General features: G+C 36.8%; 14 protein-coding genes. 5 read left to right on the top strand and 9 right to left on the bottom strand.

Annotated elements, in window-relative coordinates:
• Window positions 1–42: 42 nt before the first annotated feature.
• From NAG76_11330 to NAG76_11310, 5 genes are all read right to left on the bottom strand, one after another.
• A complete protein-coding gene (locus NAG76_11330) occupies window positions 43–1,470 on the bottom strand; it encodes an amidase (GenBank protein ID URN92492.1) in 1,428 nt (475 codons plus the stop codon).
• Between the two features lie 155 nt (window positions 1,471–1,625).
• Window positions 1,626–2,369, bottom strand: a complete 744-nt coding sequence (locus NAG76_11325; GenBank protein ID URN96817.1) for an alpha/beta hydrolase — start codon at window positions 2,367–2,369, stop codon at window positions 1,626–1,628.
• A 266-nt stretch (window positions 2,370–2,635) separates the two neighbouring features.
• Window positions 2,636–3,550: a transglutaminase family protein gene (locus tag NAG76_11320; GenBank protein ID URN92491.1), complete on the bottom strand. Its 915-nt coding sequence runs from the start codon at window positions 3,548–3,550 to the stop codon at window positions 2,636–2,638.
• Window positions 3,547–4,524 (bottom strand): alpha-E domain-containing protein, encoded by a 978-nt coding sequence (locus tag NAG76_11315; protein ID URN92490.1) that lies wholly within the window; start codon window positions 4,522–4,524, stop codon window positions 3,547–3,549. The genes NAG76_11320 and NAG76_11315 overlap by 4 nt, the downstream gene beginning before the upstream one ends.
• A gap of 199 nt (window positions 4,525–4,723) precedes the next feature.
• Window positions 4,724–6,181 carry a circularly permuted type 2 ATP-grasp protein gene (locus tag NAG76_11310; GenBank protein ID URN92489.1) on the bottom strand — a complete coding sequence of 486 codons (1,458 nt, stop codon included), beginning with the start codon at window positions 6,179–6,181 and terminating at the stop codon, window positions 4,724–4,726.
• 443 nt (window positions 6,182–6,624) lie between these two features.
• Here NAG76_11310 and NAG76_11305 point away from each other — a divergent pair, with 443 nt between their 5' ends.
• Window positions 6,625–7,152, top strand: coding sequence for a superoxide dismutase family protein (locus tag NAG76_11305; GenBank protein ID URN92488.1), 528 nt, complete (start codon window positions 6,625–6,627; stop codon window positions 7,150–7,152).
• Window positions 7,153–7,379: 227 nt separating this feature from the next.
• Entirely contained in the window at window positions 7,380–8,210 is an 831-nt protein-coding gene (locus NAG76_11300) for a polysaccharide deacetylase family protein (protein ID URN92487.1), read from the top strand.
• 109 nt (window positions 8,211–8,319) lie between these two features.
• Here NAG76_11300 and NAG76_11295 read toward each other — a convergent pair whose 3' ends face one another.
• Entirely contained in the window at window positions 8,320–10,035 is a 1,716-nt protein-coding gene (locus NAG76_11295) for an ABC transporter ATP-binding protein/permease (protein URN92486.1), read from the bottom strand.
• Between the two features lie 266 nt (window positions 10,036–10,301).
• Between NAG76_11295 and NAG76_11290 the strand changes: the two genes are divergently transcribed.
• The 3 genes from NAG76_11290 to NAG76_11280 all read left to right on the top strand — a co-directional run bounded on the left by NAG76_11290 (window position 10,302) and on the right by NAG76_11280 (window position 15,504).
• Window positions 10,302–12,314, top strand: a complete 2,013-nt coding sequence (locus NAG76_11290; GenBank protein URN92485.1) for a stalk domain-containing protein — start codon at window positions 10,302–10,304, stop codon at window positions 12,312–12,314.
• A gap of 236 nt (window positions 12,315–12,550) precedes the next feature.
• Window positions 12,551–14,563, top strand: a complete 2,013-nt coding sequence (locus NAG76_11285; protein URN92484.1) for a stalk domain-containing protein — start codon at window positions 12,551–12,553, stop codon at window positions 14,561–14,563.
• A 191-nt stretch (window positions 14,564–14,754) separates the two neighbouring features.
• On the top strand, window positions 14,755–15,504 hold the full coding sequence (locus NAG76_11280; GenBank protein URN92483.1) for a polysaccharide deacetylase family protein: 750 nt from the start codon (window positions 14,755–14,757) through the stop codon (window positions 15,502–15,504).
• A gap of 115 nt (window positions 15,505–15,619) precedes the next feature.
• Here NAG76_11280 and NAG76_11275 read toward each other — a convergent pair whose 3' ends face one another.
• The 3 genes from NAG76_11275 to NAG76_11265 are packed head-to-tail and all read right to left on the bottom strand — an operon-like array spanning window position 15,620 to window position 17,446.
• On the bottom strand, window positions 15,620–16,363 hold the full coding sequence (locus NAG76_11275; GenBank protein URN92482.1) for a hypothetical protein: 744 nt from the start codon (window positions 16,361–16,363) through the stop codon (window positions 15,620–15,622).
• Window positions 16,357–17,058 (bottom strand): ABC transporter ATP-binding protein, encoded by a 702-nt coding sequence (locus NAG76_11270; protein URN92481.1) that lies wholly within the window; start codon window positions 17,056–17,058, stop codon window positions 16,357–16,359. The genes NAG76_11275 and NAG76_11270 overlap by 7 nt, the downstream gene beginning before the upstream one ends.
• A 7-nt stretch (window positions 17,059–17,065) precedes the next feature.
• Entirely contained in the window at window positions 17,066–17,446 is a 381-nt protein-coding gene (locus NAG76_11265) for a GntR family transcriptional regulator (protein ID URN92480.1), read from the bottom strand.
• Window positions 17,447–17,482 lie beyond the last annotated feature (36 nt).

Genomic DNA, 17,482 nt, shown 5'->3' with positions numbered 1-17,482 from the left:
GTCTATTGTTACTTTACAAGATAATCTCTATATTACCTATAACTAAGCATCGTACGTCGTACAACGCTTGTAGCGATACATTTCTTCCTCTATCCATTCTCCTAGTTGGAAGATGGCATCTTCATTACCTACATTGCAAATAATCTGTACGCCAATCGGCATACCCGCTTCATCCGTACCGATTGGCAATGTAAGCGATGGAAGTCCCCACACATTAGCATAGGCGATGTATGGCATATATTGCTTATAAGTTTTACGAATCGAGAATATCTCACTATATAACTTACCATGCTTTTGAGCCGCTTCATGATATACCGGAATAATAAGTAACTTGTTGCTGAAATATTGGGCGATCTGTTGGTCTCCTACAGCAAGAAGATTACGAATCTCCGCCAATCGAACTTCCGAAGGTTGGAACATTCTCGCGCCAATTAACGCCCATGAAAGATTAGAATGAAAATCCGATTTCCGCGTTACTTTCTCTTTTACAAACTCCCATGTCGGATTTTTCTTCGCACCGTTATCGGTCAATAATTTCACGACGTGTTTCGCCCCATTAATACTCATTAACTCTTGCCAAATGAGTGCCGCTTCTTCAAAATGCGGTGGCAATTCATCACTTAGTTTATAGTCAGCAGTTAATTTTACACGTAATTGCTCCATAAGCCCAATTGTCGCTTCATGAAGTGGAATGCCTTCTTGTTTTTGCGGCATAATAATTTCATAAGCATTAAGATCAACGAATTTACGCTTACTCCCCGTTAAAATTTCATTCATTAACCTGGCATCACGTACTGATTTGCTCATCGCACCAATTCCTAGCATCCGATCCTGTTCTGGAATTGTTATATGTGGGAAATTACCGATCGCACTAACCTGCTTATTGCCCGATTTGAATCCAACAATTCCATTGTTATGACTAGGAAACCGAATAGAGCCACCAATATCTGCGCCTAAACCTACAGCTGCTCCACCAAGGGCAATTAACGCACCCTCTCCACCACTGGAACCACCTACAGAACGCGAAAGATCCCAAGGATTGTTCGTGCGACCATGTAGCTTATTATCTGTTTCCTGACAGAAACAAAGTGTCGGCGTATTCGTCTTACCGATGACAATTGCACCTTCCCGCTTCAATAAAGCAACTGCCTCTGCATCTTCAGGTTCAATATTGTCTTTTCTATGTATTAATCCTCCTGTTGTTGCCATTCCTGCTACATGGAAACAGTCTTTAATACTAATCGGGACACCATGCATTCTGCCAACTGGTTCATTATTTTTCAATTTTATATCTGCGTCTATTGCTTCTTGTCTCGCAATATCATAGCGGTCAACGGAAATACAATTGACACTTCTGTTCGCTCGCTGCAGATGCTCGATATACGTGTTTGTAACTTCTAGTGAACTATACTGACCATTTCTGATTTTTTCAGCTAATTCAGTTGCATCATCGTCCAATATTCGGTTCATAACCATTTTCCCTCCTCAACCTTTTCATATACTTCACAATGTAACTTCTCGCATATGAAAAGTTGTATCGGAAGTAATATATATCGACATACCTTCACTATTAATAGTGTACGTGCCTAGTTGTTTAATATTCTACTCATTTCTAGTCATAATGACTAAACTACTTTTTCAGTTGCATAGTAAGTATGTTCAACATTAATATTAGACTTCAAAAAATCTAAAGCTAATTCGTTAAATTGTTCATGTTTCTCTATATTACATACATGCCCACACTGCTCTAGCACATGCAACGTACCATTTTTATAGCGATGAATTCTATTTCTCAATATGGGAAGAAACACATAGTCTTCATCCCCCATAATAAATAAAACTGGCTTTGTGCATGTCGACTTACGATTATCATAAAAGCGATTAACCTCTGCATACAACAACTCATACCACTTAAAAAATTCTTGCTTACCAAGTTTCACTGCTTCATTAACAAATAAAAATCTTGCCTCTTTGTTTCGTTTGCGAGGCATAAGACATAAAGCTACGATTTTATATAACCACATATAAGGCATCAGAGATAATATTCCACGCAAGCTTTTGAAAAATTTTACGATAGGTATATAGAGATACTCAACCGAACCGCCAAGCACTTTAGACATAATACGATCTGGCTCAATCTCTTCTATAACATGAATGACAATGGTACCGAGAGATAGTCCTAAAAAATGTGCACGTTGAATCTTATAGTGGTCTAGTACATGTAATATTTGACCAGCAGTTTCATACAATGCATGACTATTATGATCAGGCATATGTAATAAGCCTTCCGTATTACCACCATGCCCTGGTAAGTCTATTAATAATAAATTATATTCTCTCTTAAAATCTCGAATTTGTTTATACCATATTGCTGAGCTTCCACCAATACCATGTAGTAAAATGATCCATTCTTTTGCCGTACTGTGTGAAATAACTCGATGTTTAAGAATAGTTGTCTCCTCTTTCTCTTATTCATTTCTCCTATCATACTAAAATTCGATAGCGTTTACAATTTGCCATAAATATACATACAATATAATTATCCATAGTTGAAATAAAAATAATAAAGTTACCTAAAAAATCAGCAATATCGCTACCTCTGTAGTGATATTGCTGATTTGCAATTAAGAAATACTTATCTCGTTTGAAGTTTTTGAACATCGACTGTAACTACTAATTTCTGTTCACTAGTTCCGCGGTATATCCCCTTTACAGGTACGATGTCTATATAATCCCGACCATGACCTAGCTTTACATACCGATCATCAAATGCTGTTTTATTCGTCGGATCGAAGGAGTACCAACCTAATTCAGGTATATACGCTTCTACCCATGCATGCGATGCTTGCTCAAAATCAGCAGTACCTCCATGCAAATCGCCAACAAAATGATATCCACTTACATAACGTGCAGGTATTCCTTTTGCTCGGCATATCGCAATCATTAGATGGGCAAAATCTTGACAAACACCACGCTGTTTCTCTATCAACTCAAAGGCTTTCGTACTAACTGTTGTCGCCTCAGGATCATAGACGAAATTCGTATGAATATGATTGCTTAACGATTTAAGCCAATCATAGACAGAATAGATTGGAACTATCTCCTCTGCATTATCATTAACAATGCCTATACTCGGAACTTCATTCATAAATTGAATGATTTCTTTCGTAGCCTCTGTATAGGCCGTTGGTAGAAGAAATTCGATAAAGCGATCAATAATCGCATCAGATTGTAAAAGATCCCAAGCTTCCGCAGGTTTTAAGTTTTGCATTTTACGTTTGCTCTCAGGTTGAAAAGCTTCCGTCGTTACGACGGTCATAGAAGTACGAATAGTAAGATGATTATGTGCCTGATTAACCGAAAAAGCATGCACACGATTTCCGAAACTATCCTCGTATGCAAATAAAGGTGCATTGGGCTCTACTGAAATACTGTGGTTATAGCATGATTGTCGTTCATTCGTTACTGGAGTAAGTCTAATCTCATTGACACTGTCCGTAACTGGCTGAGCGTAATAATAGGTCGTTATATGGCTGATACGTAGCTTCATGCACTGACCTCCCCAATAAGAAAAAAGGTTTGCGCAAATTCATCACCAATCCACTGACAGGATTGCAATAATTGTGCTGTTAGCTTCTCTTCATCCTCATTGTATATTTCATTCACTTCTAGACAATCAAGTTCTGCTATCATCTTACTTAACTTTCTAACGATTCGATCGTGCGCTACCTTTAATGGCTTATCGTATAGTTCCAACGAACGAATATTTAACACTAGTTGATGAAAAGCGAAGTGTATGGAGCGTGGGAAAGTTGGGTTCATAATGACGAATTCAAATATTTCAGGTACAGTAATTCGATCTGCATATTGACGTCTATAAGTCTGATACCCACTTACTGATTTTAATACTGCTTGTAAATAAGAATAACTATCTGTTTGGAGGGCGTTTGCTTTACATGCGTATCCTTCAACTGTACAAAGAATACGAAGCGTATTTTCTGAACGTTCCAAATAGCGGCCGCACTCAATAAAGTACCATTCATTCTGTCTCGACATTACGGAGTGAATACAGCCAGCGAACATATTGCTCCAATTTTTGATTTGTCCAAGAAATTGATGAGGGGACTCATGCAATAAACCATCCGCTTGCTGTTCCCTTAGCCACAAATAGAAGCTATTCATGACATCCCACATTTCTGTTGGAGCTTGCTCACGTAATGTCCGTAAATTGTTACGTGCATGACTAACACATGAAACTAATGAATTCATGTTGTCGCGATCCAATGTTGCATAGAACAGCACAAGTTGCTCATTGTATTCCTTATAACTTTGCTCATACATAGTGCGGCTACCTAATGCATCAACAATACGCATCCATTTATCATTATCGTTGGAGTGATTACTTCCCTTATTAAATTCATCTTGTTGCAGATGGTAGTAAACATCAATCAGCCTCGCATGATTTTCTACCCGCTCCATATATCTTCCAATCCAAAACAAAGCCTCTGCCGTCCGATTAAGCATAATAATCCCTCCCAAAACTTTTCATAACTGCTTAGATGTACTTCCCCGCAATGAAAAGTTACATCGAAAGCATTAACCTAACTTTTCATGACTTTTTAGATGTACTTCCCCGCAATGAAAAGTTACATCGTAAGCATTAACCTAACTTTTCATGACTTTTTAGATGTACTTCCCCGCAATGAAAAGTTACATCGTAAGCCTACTTGCTGAGTACCCATGTATCCTTGACTCCTCCTCCTTGCGAAGAGTTAACGACCAATGAGCCTTCTACTAGCGCCACCCTCGTCAATCCACCTGGTATAACATGTGACTCCGTTCCTTTCAACACGAATCCTCGCAAATCAATGTGTCTCGGAGTCATGATGCCATCTTTCATAATGGGCGATCGAGATAGATTCATTGTCGTTTGTGCAACATATCGATCTGGATTTTCTTTGATCGCTTTAGCAAAACAGTCGATCTCTGATTGACTCGCCGCAGGACCGATCAACATGCCATAACCACCTGAGAGTGAAGTTTCTTTTACGACAAGCTCTTTCAAATGATCCAACACATACTCTCGGTCTTCTTTACGGCTTAATATATACGTAGGTACATTGCGAATGATCGGCTCTTCATGTAGGTAATAGCGAATCATATCAGGTACATAAGCGTATATCGCCTTATCATCTGCAACCCCTGTGCCTGGTGCATTGGCTATACCTATGTTCCCTGCGCGGTAAGCATTCATCAATCCAGGTACGCCAAGGACAGAATCAGCATTGAATGCAAGCGGATCAAGATAATCATCATCAATGCGTCTATAGATGACGTCAACTTGCTTCAATCCATCTAGATTTCTAATATAGATCTTATGATCTTTGTAAACTAGATCGCGACCTTCGACAAGATGAATACCCATTTGCTGAGCTAGAAAGGTATGTTCAAAGTATGCTGAATTGAATGCTCCTGGACTTAGCAAGGCAATAACGGGATCCTTCTTACCATTAGGCGAGATACTACGAAGTGAGCTAAGAAAAGCATTTAAGCTTCGCTCAATATCGACCACCGAATTTTTCAAGTAGAGATCATGAAATAATTCTCTCATTAATGCTCTGCCTTTGAACAAGTAAGAAAAGCCCGATGGAGATCGTAGATTATCCTCAAGCACAAAATATTCTCCCTTTTCATCTCGAATGAGATCAATGCCTGATGAAGTAATATATACTCCTCCTGGCACATCTATTCCAACCATCTCAGGACGATAATACGTATTCGATACAACTAATCGACGTGGGATAATACCATCTTTAATAATGTTCATATCGTGATATATATCGTGAATGAATGCATTTAATGCCTGCACTCTTTGACGTAATCCTCGATCTACAACATCCCACTCTGATTTTGCAATAACTCTGGGAATATAATCAAATGGAATCGTTCGTTCAAGAGGTTCTTTCTGATCAGTTTGATACAGTGTGAAAGTGATTCCTTCCTCAACCATTCGTTGTTGTAATGCTTGCTGTCTAGCAGCTTGATTGGTTAAGCTCATACTCGAAAACTGCTCGAAGATGGATTTATAATGTGATCTCACCTTTCCATTGGCTTCGAACATCTCATCATAAAACGATTTTGCATCATAAGAAAACTGATCTTGCTTTTTGGCCATCGACATATCGACCACCTCCTGAAGTTTCCAACCTGAACGATCCTTAACATGTAAGTTTTATGTTATTTAACTTAACAAAATATTCAGATCATTTAATTAATTACCTAGATTTTACTACTTTTAACCAAAGTATGTCAACTAATCTTACTTTATTCCTGCTAATTCCCGAATATTCCAATCAACTTCAGAAAAAACGTTCGTTTTAGCGCTTACATCGTCAAATTATCTAACACAAAGTAAATAGAGGGGAGTAAGTTGAAATACAACTTGTTCAGATTATTAATTTACTGACATTCACAAGTTATTAATCATTAAAACTACCTGTTTATAACATAATATTCATAGCTAATCATTCCGAGTCATCATTCCAAGTCTATTACGAATATTAGTTGTCTCATTGGGTAAAATAAGTAAACAACTTAAGATTTTCTATATACATGGAGGGTTATATGAAAATGCTATTAATTGGGCTCTCATTTCTTATGATGAGTCTGAATCTCAATGCCACAATCGTCAGTGCGAAGGATAAAAAAATTATCGTATCCATCATTAATACAGAAGGAAAGAATATCGGGACAGCAAGCTTTGTTCAAGATAATGAAAACGTAAGAATTCATGTACAAGCAACTCAATTAACTCCTGGTGTACATGGTATTCATATTCATGAAAATGGACAATGTGATCCGCCTGACTTCAAATCTGCTGGAGGACACTTCAATCCGATTAATCATCAACATGGATTCGACAATCCAAAAGGATTTCATAATGGTGATTTACCAAATATCGAAGTATCCAGCGATGGCACAATCGATGTAGAACTCGTTACTAGCGTTGTTACATTAAAAAAAGGCGAAGCCAACTCCTTACTTAAAAAGAAAGGCACTTCACTTGTTATACATGCAGATGCAGATGACTATGTTACCGATCCAGCAGGTAATTCTGGAGCTCGTATTGCATGTGGAGTCATTAGTAAGTAAACAAAAAGGTAAGTTTTGGGGTGTAGCACCAAAACTTACCTTTTTGTTTGTTAAAATCATATTCTATATTTTGTGCATAATTTTCCTTATTTCTATATTGAATCGCAATCTAACTGTAGTACAATAGCAATGTAACTTTTTTATAGCTTTAATCGTCTTATAGTGTATATGTATTTTATTTACTAACTTACTTATCTATAAATCATCATATGTATGGGGGAAGACCGTTGAGAAAGTACAGATATATCATTATTTTATTGCTTATTTTCGTAGCCATTTCAGCAATATCAGTTTATAAATATTTCCGGGGGCATGATGAAGGTGTCGTCGTCTTAATGTATCATGATTTTGGTTATAGTAAGGACCCGAAAATTATTAATGCAGAAGTATTCGAAGAGCAGATGGCAGCATTAGCCGCTTCAGATTATGATGTCATATCAATGGACCAGTATGTAGATTACATGGAAGGTAATCTTGTACTTGATAAGAAATCCGTCCTCATTACCTTTGATGATGGATATGAGGATTATTATAGCATCGCATATCCTATATTGAAGAAACACAACTTGCCTGCTACTAACTTTATTATTGTAAAACTAACAGACGAACCAAATGAACGAGCACTTCCACATCTCACTTGGGATCAAATGCGTGAGATGGAGCAATATGGCCAAAGTTTCTATAGCCATACATATAATCATCACCTCTATCTTGATCCGGGAGAGAATAATCACGCAGCTTTAACTAGTTTGAAGGAAAATGAAACCGAAGAACAATATATCGGTCGCATAAAAAGTGATCTAACCGCTGCACATAAACTACTTGTAAAAGAATTAGGTGAACAACCCAATATTGTCGCATTCCCTTACGGACGCTACGACGATGAATTACTTGTAATAACCAAAGAACTTGGAATTGATCACACATTCAATATTAAAAAGGGCATCAATCAATCTAAGGGCTCTAAACAGGAAGAAACAGCTGTATATCATCGCGTTAACGCTGGTTTATCTAGAATTAGTGGCGAAGATTTGTTGAAACTTATTAAGAGACAGTAAGGGTCCAATTAAAAAGAAATTAGCACTTTTTGAATCATATTTATTAATATAAAAGGCTGTTATCTAGTAGCAAATAACTACTAAGTAACAGCCTTTTATTAGTTTGATATTATCCACCGAATTGAGCGAGATGCAAGCGACGATATACTCCATCTTGAGCAACAAGTGCCTCATGACTACCTTGTTCAGTTATTCCTTCTTCCGTTACAACAACAATACGGTCTGCATCCTTAATGGTAGCTAATCTATGAGCAATAATAAGCGTCGTTCTACCTTTCGATAACTCCGCTAACGATTCTTGAATTGCTAATTCGGTTTCCGTATCTAGCGCCGACGTTGCTTCATCTAATATTAATATTGGTGGATTTTTGAGGAACATACGTGCAATCGCTAATCTTTGCTTCTGACCACCTGAAAGTTTCACTCCACGTTCACCAATAATAGTATCTAATCCATGCTCTTGTCCTTCGATCAATTGTTCTAACTTAGCACGACGCGCCGCTTCCCACACTGCATCATCATCAGCATCTAATTGACCATACTTAATATTTTCCCTAATCGTACCTGAAAATAGAAATACGTCTTGTTGTACAATTCCGATTTGTTTGCGTAATGAATCTTGTGTAAACTGACGAATATCTATTCCATCGATACAAATTGAACCATTATCTACATCGTAGAATCTCGGAAGTAAGCTACAGATTGTTGTTTTCCCTGCGCCAGATGGTCCAACAAAAGCGATCGTCTCTCCTTTAGTGATCGTTAGATCTATATGGTTAAGTATCGTTTGCTTCCCATCGTAACCAAATGACACATCATTGAATTCTATTTTCTCGTTCATCTTGTAGAGTGTTATGGCATCAGGTGCATCTGCTACATCGGGATTCGTATCTAGTAGTTCGATATACCGCTTGAATCCAGCTATTCCTTGCGGATAACTCTCGATAATAGCATTAATTTTTTCAATAGGTTTGAAGAATACATTTGTCAATAAAATAAATCCAACAAAATCACCATTGGACATTTCTCCCCTTAAAACAAACCAAGTTCCAAACACCAAAACGAATAATGTAACTAATCTCATCATCATATAACTAATAGAACCATTTTTGGCAATAAGCTTGTACGACGATAATTTTGTCAACCGGAAACGCTTATTATTTACTTCAAATTGTTCTTCTTCAAACTTCTCATTGGAGAAAGCTTTAACTACTCGTATACCACCTACATTTTCTTCAATGCGCGCATTAAAGTCACCAATATCGTTATAGAGTTGCTGAATTGCTTTTGTCATTTTCTTATTGAAATAGATCACAACAACAATAATAAATGGCACAATAATAAAGGTAAGCAACGCTAGTTTCCAGTTAAGAAATAGCATAAAAATAAATGCACCTACTAGTGTCATCACAGCAATAAATAAATCCTCAGGTCCATGATGGGCGACTTCACCAATCATGTTCATATCGTTGGTCAATCTTCCAATCAGATGACCTGTCTTCGTATTATCAAAAAAGCGGAATGATAATTTCTGAATATGAGCAAATAACTTTCGCCTCATATCCGTTTCAATGCTAATGCCAAGCATGTGTCCCCAATAATTCACAATATAATTTAAAAACGTATTAAGTGCATAAAGCAATAATAACGCAATAGAAACCCAGACTATGAGATTCCAGTCTTCATTGGGCAATAATTCATCAATAAATACATTAATCGCTAGCGGAAAAGCTAACTCTAGTAAACCTGCTATAACTGCACATCCAAAATCGATTAGAAATAGACGGGTATAAGGCTTATAGTAACTGAAAAATCGTCTAATCATCTAGTACCTCTTTCCCTTCACATCATCACTAATAACACAGTATAGATCAATATTTATTTGAGTGCAATCCACTCTACAGAAAGTCGTTATTGTTTAGTCTACAAGAATCCGCCTTCAACGTCAGCAATATTCAGACCAATATTATATTTTTTGTATTGAAGTCATAACGCCGCAACTATTGTGTAGATTGAATCGTCTTACTGTAAGGATAAAGGTTAATTGGTAAATTTATATAATTCCTAACTGTATGAAAAAGGAGTGACAGTATGAAGAAATCCCTCAAAGCTAGCGCAAGGCGATTAGTATTATTCGGAATCATATTCTTAATGTTTACTAGCTCAACAAGTTGGTTGAATCCTCAGCTAGCTATCGCTGATACCAATAATGTAATAACAGGAAAAAACAAAATTGTACTTACTGTAGGTAATAAAGATATATTCTTTAATGGTGAGAAGACAACAACCAAAGAACCTATTACCGTTGTTAAGGGTACCTCTTACATTCCGTTCAAAACTATTGCCACATTATACGGTTTCAAAGTAAGTTATGATTCGAAGTCGAAATCTTCTGTTGCTTCTAATAAAAGTAATAAGATTATATTCAAGCAAGGATCCACTGAGGCTACAGTAAACAATCGCACATATTATCCTGAAGCGCCCTACATGAAAGACGGGAGCTTAATGGTACCTATTAAAACCTGGGCAGAGATGACATATAGTAAAGTATCAGTGAGTGGAAATACTATAACACTTACGTGGGATACAGCACCACAAGCTTATTTCAGAGTTAATGAACAAAAAATCGTTGCAGGGCAAACAGTAGTCACAATCTCTGATCTATCATCAAGCCTTTATGGTTTTGATATTGTCGCTGAAGAATGGATTGGCAAACAAACGGTATATAATGAACTAGGATTTCACACACTTACTCGCAGGGTAAAAGATGAGCGTGGAGTTTGGAGTCTTCCATATTCTGTGCAAATATATGTAGTTAAACCTAATGAAGCTCCTATCGCTGCTTTCACGACAGATAAAAACACTTATAAACTAGGGGAACCTGTCATATATACGAATAAAAGTAAAGACGATACGCCCATTAAAGTTAACAATTGGACCGGTAACGAGCCCGCTTTCTTTACTCCTGGTGAAAAAACAGTTACTTTAACCGTTGTAGATGAAGACGGCGTTACTTCCACAGCTAGTAAAGAAATTACTGTATTGGATGAAGTATTGTATACAAAAGATCAATTCTATCTAAATTTCACGGATATCGGTAACAAGTTCCCTATCGATTCGGCTCTTGCTTTACGTATTGCTCCTACTTCTTATACGATAACGCCAGAAGATGTTACGATTGTACGCACGAATAGTCCAGGGCTTGTTATGGGACCAGCAATTGATTATTCAGATACACTCAGTGGGAGAGTTAGGTTTAATGTTCACAAGCAAAATGGTGCAAAGCAAGATCTAGAGTTGCATCTCATGGTAACGAATGAAAATAAAGAAACTGTTTATATGGATCAAAATTATTACGCTGGAGCCGGTCCCTCATCTTATGTATCAATAGGTGGTAAACAAGCTACTAAATCCTACCTACAAAGTATAGCGAATAATTTAACTCCAACTCAAATAGCACTTTTACCTGGAAAAACTTACGAACTTGTTGGTGCCGGAAATAGTGCAATGCATACAAATCAAACGATGTCCTTTTATGCTGAATATACGATACCTGAAGATCTTCCATTGAAATTCACATTGATGGTTACTGAACAACGCACAGATGAACTCGCTGCAATTAAAATATTACAACAAAGTGCTAATGATCCGAAACAGGTTCGTGGGACATTTGAAAATGGTAACCGCAACATTACAACAAATAAAGTGTTAGGTGCAAAAGGTTCTGACAAACTAATTTTTGGCGACAAAGGTGACAAAGCTTTTGATCAGTTGCTACAAGGAATTGACGCTGTAACGGATAACGCGGTAACTAATTCGGATAATGGTGGGGTATTATATAAACTCCAGCTTCAAGTTGCTCCAAATACTGCTATTGTATTGAATCCTCGAGGTGGTCAATATGGTGGAGCCTTTCTCGTTAACGATGAAATAGTAGATATAATGCCGAGGAATAGTTATTTAGAAGGCCCAACAGAAGCAAGTATTCTGTACCGTACTGGTAGTAAGCAAGAATCAGTGTTTTTAATGTTTCTAGCGCCACCTGGTAGTAATATGCCACTTAATCTTTTATTCATTCCTATACCTCAACTAACAAGCAGTTAATCTTCTATGTTTAGTGGACAGATTATTAAAGCCTGAATGGTTAGCATTAGCTAACTATTCAGGCTCTATTTGTGTTATTTACCTATCTCAATTGATGTTTCACGAATATTATACTTTACTTCTAAAATTTATGAACTCAAACCGCAACTATTTGTTAGTTAATGGCGTTATACTTTATGGATGAAAAATTTGGTAGATAGATATATTCTGCTAGCCCAACACAAAGGAGAAACTATATGAGAAAATTCCTCAAAGCAATGACAACACGATTAGCACTACTCGGCATGATATCACTAATGTTAACAGGCGCTACAAGTTGGTTAAACCCACAGGTAGTTAATGCTAGTAGTAATTTTACAGTTACTGGAAAAGACAAAATTGTTTTCACGATGGATAGTAAAGTAATTACCTTTAATGGTGCGAAGAGCACGACTGACGTTCCTATATCTGTCGTTAAAGGTGTATCTTATATTCAGTTCAAAACAATTGCCAAGTTATACGGTTTCAGTGTAAGTTACGATTCAACAACAAAATCTTCTGTTGCTTCTCTCAAAAACAACAAGATTTCATTCAAACAAGATTCTGCTATTGTTAATTTTAACGGTAAAAATATTAGAGCTACTGGAGCTACATACACAAAGAGTGGTAACTTAATGGTCCCTATTAGAACTTGGGCTGATATGACTGGTAGTAAAATATCAGTAAAAGGAAAACAAGTTACACTGGACTGGAATTCTGCACCATCAGCTACTTTTGTAGTTAATGAAAAGAAAATTATCGCTGGCGAAACGACAATTACAACAACTGATCGATCTTCGAGCAAATTAGGTTTTAAAATTGTAGCCGAGGAATGGATTGGTAAACAATCGATCTATAACGAGCCTGGTCAATACAATGTCTCACATAAAGTTAAAGATGAACGCGGCGTTTGGAGTGATCCGTACACTGTAACAATTAACGTATTAAAAGCAAATGAAGCACCTATTGCAGCTTTCACAACCGATAAAGATACGTATAAATTAGGTGAACCTGTTGTATATACGAATCTAAGTACTGACGATGCAGGAATTACTCGTAACACTTGGACTGGCAACGAGCCTGCTTTCTTTACTCCAGGTAAATATACAGTAACGTTAACTGTTCTAGACGGCGGAGGTCTTACTTCCACGACTAGCAAAGAAATTACAGTTTTAGATGAAGTATTGTATACAAAAGATCAATTCTATCTAAATTTCACAAGTATCGGTAACAAGTTCCCTATCGATTCTAGTCTAGCTTTACAAATACCTGCGAATCCTTATACGATAACACCTGAAGATATTACAATTACGCGTACAAATAGTCCTGAGAAACTTTTGGGGCCAGCTATCGATTATACGGATACTCTTAGTGGGAAAGTGAGATTTAATGTACACAAGCAAAGTGGCGCACAACAAGAACTTGAATTACACCTAATCGTAACGAATGAAAATTCCGAAACTGCCTATATCGATATTAATAATTACGCAGCAGCTGGACCTGCAACTTATGTTACGACAAGTGGTAAAACAGCAGTTAAACGCTATCTTCAACAATTATTAGACAATGAACCTGTACAACGAATTGCTCTTCAACCAGGCGAATCTTACGATCTTTTTGATGATGGATCAAAAGCGTTGAAAACGAATCAAACAAGAACTATTTTCGCTGAATATACAGTTGCTGAAGAACTTCCACTTAAATTCAATTTAATAGTTACTGAAAAAGATGCTGATCCAATCGCTACACTTCCTACATTGCAACAAAGTGAACATGATACAAAGCATGTTCGTGGTACTTTTGCACATGGTAACCGTATGATTACAACAGATAAAGTATTAGGTGCTGATGGTGTTGCTGATAAATTGATCTTGGGTGACAAAGGTGAGAAAGCATATGATCAGTTGCTACAAGGAATTGACGCTATTACAGGCGAAGCTGTAACGAACTGGGGTAATGGTGGCGTATTATACAAACTTCAGCTTGAAGTTGCTCCAAACACTGCCATTGTATTAAACCCTCGTGGTGGACATTATGGTGGATCCTTTATCGTTAACGATAAAGTGGTAGAGCTACTAAGCAATAGTATTATTCAAGGACCTACAGAAGCTGGTTTCTTACACCGCACTGGTAATACTCAAGAAACGGTAAATTTAATGTTCTTAGTGTCACCAGGCAGTAATATGCCACTAAATCTTCTGTTCCTGCCTTTACCAACATTAAAAAACTAACCAGAAAACTTTTATAAGAAACATATATTAAAGCCTCCAAGGTATGCGATAGCATACCTTGGAGGCTTTAATTGTTTTAGCAATTCACACTTTATGTGTCACTTCTCCAATTTATATCTTTATTTCCTTTCCCTATTTACATAAAATGAATGTTTTTCGTAAAAGATATTATGAATGAAAGGTGGTACATCATGAAAAAGTGGTCATTATTACTACTAGCTTTTCTATGTTCAAATGTATTAACAGCGTTTGAAACAATCGATCGAAAAGATCGAGCCTACTATGAGAAAACAGGTTATATTATTTGGGAAGTAAAAACAGACCAGAAGAAAATTGCTCTTACCTTTGATGATGGTCCTGATCAGAATTCGACTTCTGAGATATTAGATCTATTAGAACAATATGGGGCAAAGGCAACTTTTTTTGTCGTTGGTAACAAAGTGAAAAATAACCCTGAGCTATTAAGACGAGAATACAATGAGGGGCATGAAATTGGTAATCATACATATAAACATCTCCACATGAATCGACAAGTTAGCTTAGACGCTATACAAGAAGAAATCGAACAAACAGGAAATGAAATTATGAATATTACCGGTCAGTACCCTACACTATTCCGTCCTCCTGGAGGGGTCTATACCGAAAACAGCGTGCAATTAGTAAAACAACTTGGCTACAAAACCATTCTCTGGTCTTGGCATCAAGATACAAATGATTGGAGACATCCAGGAACACAAAAAATTATTAATAAAGTACTTACAAATGCGAGGAATGGCGATATTGTCTTAATGCATGATTTCAATCCTGGAACGAAGCAAACGGTTAATGCACTTAAAATTATTTTGCCTGCTTTAATCGAACGTGGATTCGAGCTCGTTACCGTATCCGAATTAATGAATAGTGCAGAAACAGAGTTACTGTTTCCCGATGAATTAAAGTGAGATACTTCTTATTACTCACAATTATAATTATTATTAATGCCCCCCATAGAATTTCATTGGATAATTCCAATAATATTCTATGGGGGGCATTTCATTTTAATGGAAGGATTAGAGTTTATAGTTCTATTTTCTTGTTCATTAGATAGGTCATAGCGAATAATGCTAACAATACCGTTATGACATCAAAAGCTATTTCTCCGGATAAACCCATTAATTTATTACTAGGTACTAGCAAACGAAATCCTTCTTCTCCAGTAGTCATTTCAATTCCCGCACTAACACCAGCACCAAAGAGCAACTCAGAAATATAAGCAATGACAATAGTAATGATTATAGCCGAAGCTATTCCGATCCAGACACGATTTTTTACCTTAAAGCAGGCAGCGATAGCGATAGAAAGCATAATAAATATTAGCATACTTACTGCAAACCATAGTCCAGAGACAAACGTGAATATAACAAGGGAAGGTCTGTCAAAGAAAGTATGAATAAGTTCCATATCGACAAATGATATCTTCGGAAGTAGAATCAAGTTCACTATAACAATTAGAGCTGTCATGATCAGAACATAGATGATCTGTAATAACACTAATGCTCCTATTTCTTTAATTGGTGCGACAGGCAACAATCTTCGATTATATGATTTTAAATTGTTATTGTACGTACTACAAATTTGCGTGAACAGAATTAAGGCCCCAATAGAAAAGACAAAAACACTTAAGCCTAGTATTAATCCATCAATATTTTCCCAGTAGCTATCGGCAATAATTAATGCTACTTGCAATAGAAGAAGTACGGTGATCGTCGCATAGAAAATCGTACTGTTTCGTAACCAATTATACTTAAACAGTTTTAACATTCAGCGTACACCTCCTTGAACAGTTCATCAATACTTTTCTTCTTATTGATGCGAATGTTCTCAACTTCATCTTGCAATAGAAGCTTACCGTTCTTCACAAGAATCACTTCATCAAATATCCGTTCAATATCTTGGAGTAAGTGCGTAGAAACAATAATACTGCTCTCTTCATTATAATATTCCACGATTGCATCTAATATTTTTCCTCTTGCGACAGGATCAACCCCACCAATTGGTTCATCGAGCATATACAACTTTGCATTACGGGATAAAGTTAATGTCAATTGCAAACGTTCTTTCATCCCTTTGGATAATGTATTTACTCGATCTTGATTGTTCAATTTCATAAAATCTAACATATCTTTAGCTTTTGAAGAATCAAAATCAGCATAGTTATCTTGGTAGAAAGCAATCGCATCTTTTACCCTCATCCATTCATCTGTAAGCGTACTGTCAGGCATGAAAGAAGTGATCGCCTTCGTCTTAATACCAACACCTGTGCCATCAATGAGGACTTGACCTGAAGTAGGATGAGTAATTCCTGCAGCAATCTTCATTATCGTGCTTTTTCCACTACCATTACTACCGAGAAGTCCAACAATTTTCCCAGGTTGTATTTGAAAAGAAACATGATCTACTGCCGACTTCGCTCCATATTTCTTCACGACATCACGAAACTCTAATAAAGGTTCCATTAGTATCTCACTCCTGTTCTTCTTTGGACTCATCCACTGCATGGGTTACAATCTTAACAATATCTACATTATCAAACCCTAACTCTTGCATGCCTTGAATGAAATGATCTAAAAGATCTCGTGCCATATCTTTTTTGATCTCCATAATTTTCGTCTCCTCACTTGTCACATATCTACCTAATCCACGCTTCGTCTCAACAATCATTTCTCGTTCAAGTTCTTGAAATGTCCTTTGGATCGTATTTGGGTTAATTTGCAACTCCGTAGCCAATTCACGAACAGACAAAATTTTATCGCCTGGTTTTAGATGTCCAGTAATTATTTGCTTCTTAATATAATTCATGATCTGGATGTAAATGGGTAAATTATTATCAAATTCGATTGCCATATACGTCGCACTCCCTTCTCTGCTTATGGAAAGCCG

It is taken from the genome of Candidatus Pristimantibacillus lignocellulolyticus (genome assembly GCA_023639215.1).
Lineage (GTDB): Bacteria > Bacillota > Bacilli > Paenibacillales > Paenibacillaceae > Pristimantibacillus > Pristimantibacillus lignocellulolyticus.
The sequence above is the reverse complement of the archived record's forward strand: the minus strand, read 5'-3'. Positions and strand labels throughout refer to the sequence as shown.

What these genes read in the sequence shown, in the direction of transcription:
- NAG76_11330 (URN92492.1), bottom strand. Translation starts at nt 1,470, where the DNA reads ATGAACCGAATATTGGACGATGATGCAACTGAATTAGCTGAAAAAATC.
- NAG76_11320 (URN92491.1), bottom strand. Translation starts at nt 3,550, where the DNA reads ATGAAGCTACGTATCAGCCATATAACGACCTATTATTACGCTCAGCCA.
- NAG76_11315 (URN92490.1), bottom strand. Translation starts at nt 4,524, where the DNA reads ATGCTTAATCGGACGGCAGAGGCTTTGTTTTGGATTGGAAGATATATG.
- NAG76_11310 (URN92489.1), bottom strand. Translation starts at nt 6,181, where the DNA reads ATGTCGATGGCCAAAAAGCAAGATCAGTTTTCTTATGATGCAAAATCG.
- NAG76_11305 (URN92488.1), top strand. Translation starts at nt 6,625, where the DNA reads ATGAAAATGCTATTAATTGGGCTCTCATTTCTTATGATGAGTCTGAAT.
- NAG76_11295 (URN92486.1), bottom strand. Translation starts at nt 10,035, where the DNA reads ATGATTAGACGATTTTTCAGTTACTATAAGCCTTATACCCGTCTATTT.
- NAG76_11290 (URN92485.1), top strand. Translation starts at nt 10,302, where the DNA reads ATGAAGAAATCCCTCAAAGCTAGCGCAAGGCGATTAGTATTATTCGGA.
- NAG76_11285 (URN92484.1), top strand. Translation starts at nt 12,551, where the DNA reads ATGAGAAAATTCCTCAAAGCAATGACAACACGATTAGCACTACTCGGC.
- NAG76_11280 (URN92483.1), top strand. Translation starts at nt 14,755, where the DNA reads ATGAAAAAGTGGTCATTATTACTACTAGCTTTTCTATGTTCAAATGTA.
- NAG76_11275 (URN92482.1), bottom strand. Translation starts at nt 16,363, where the DNA reads ATGTTAAAACTGTTTAAGTATAATTGGTTACGAAACAGTACGATTTTC.
- NAG76_11270 (URN92481.1), bottom strand. Translation starts at nt 17,058, where the DNA reads ATGGAACCTTTATTAGAGTTTCGTGATGTCGTGAAGAAATATGGAGCG.
- NAG76_11265 (URN92480.1), bottom strand. Translation starts at nt 17,446, where the DNA reads ATGGCAATCGAATTTGATAATAATTTACCCATTTACATCCAGATCATG.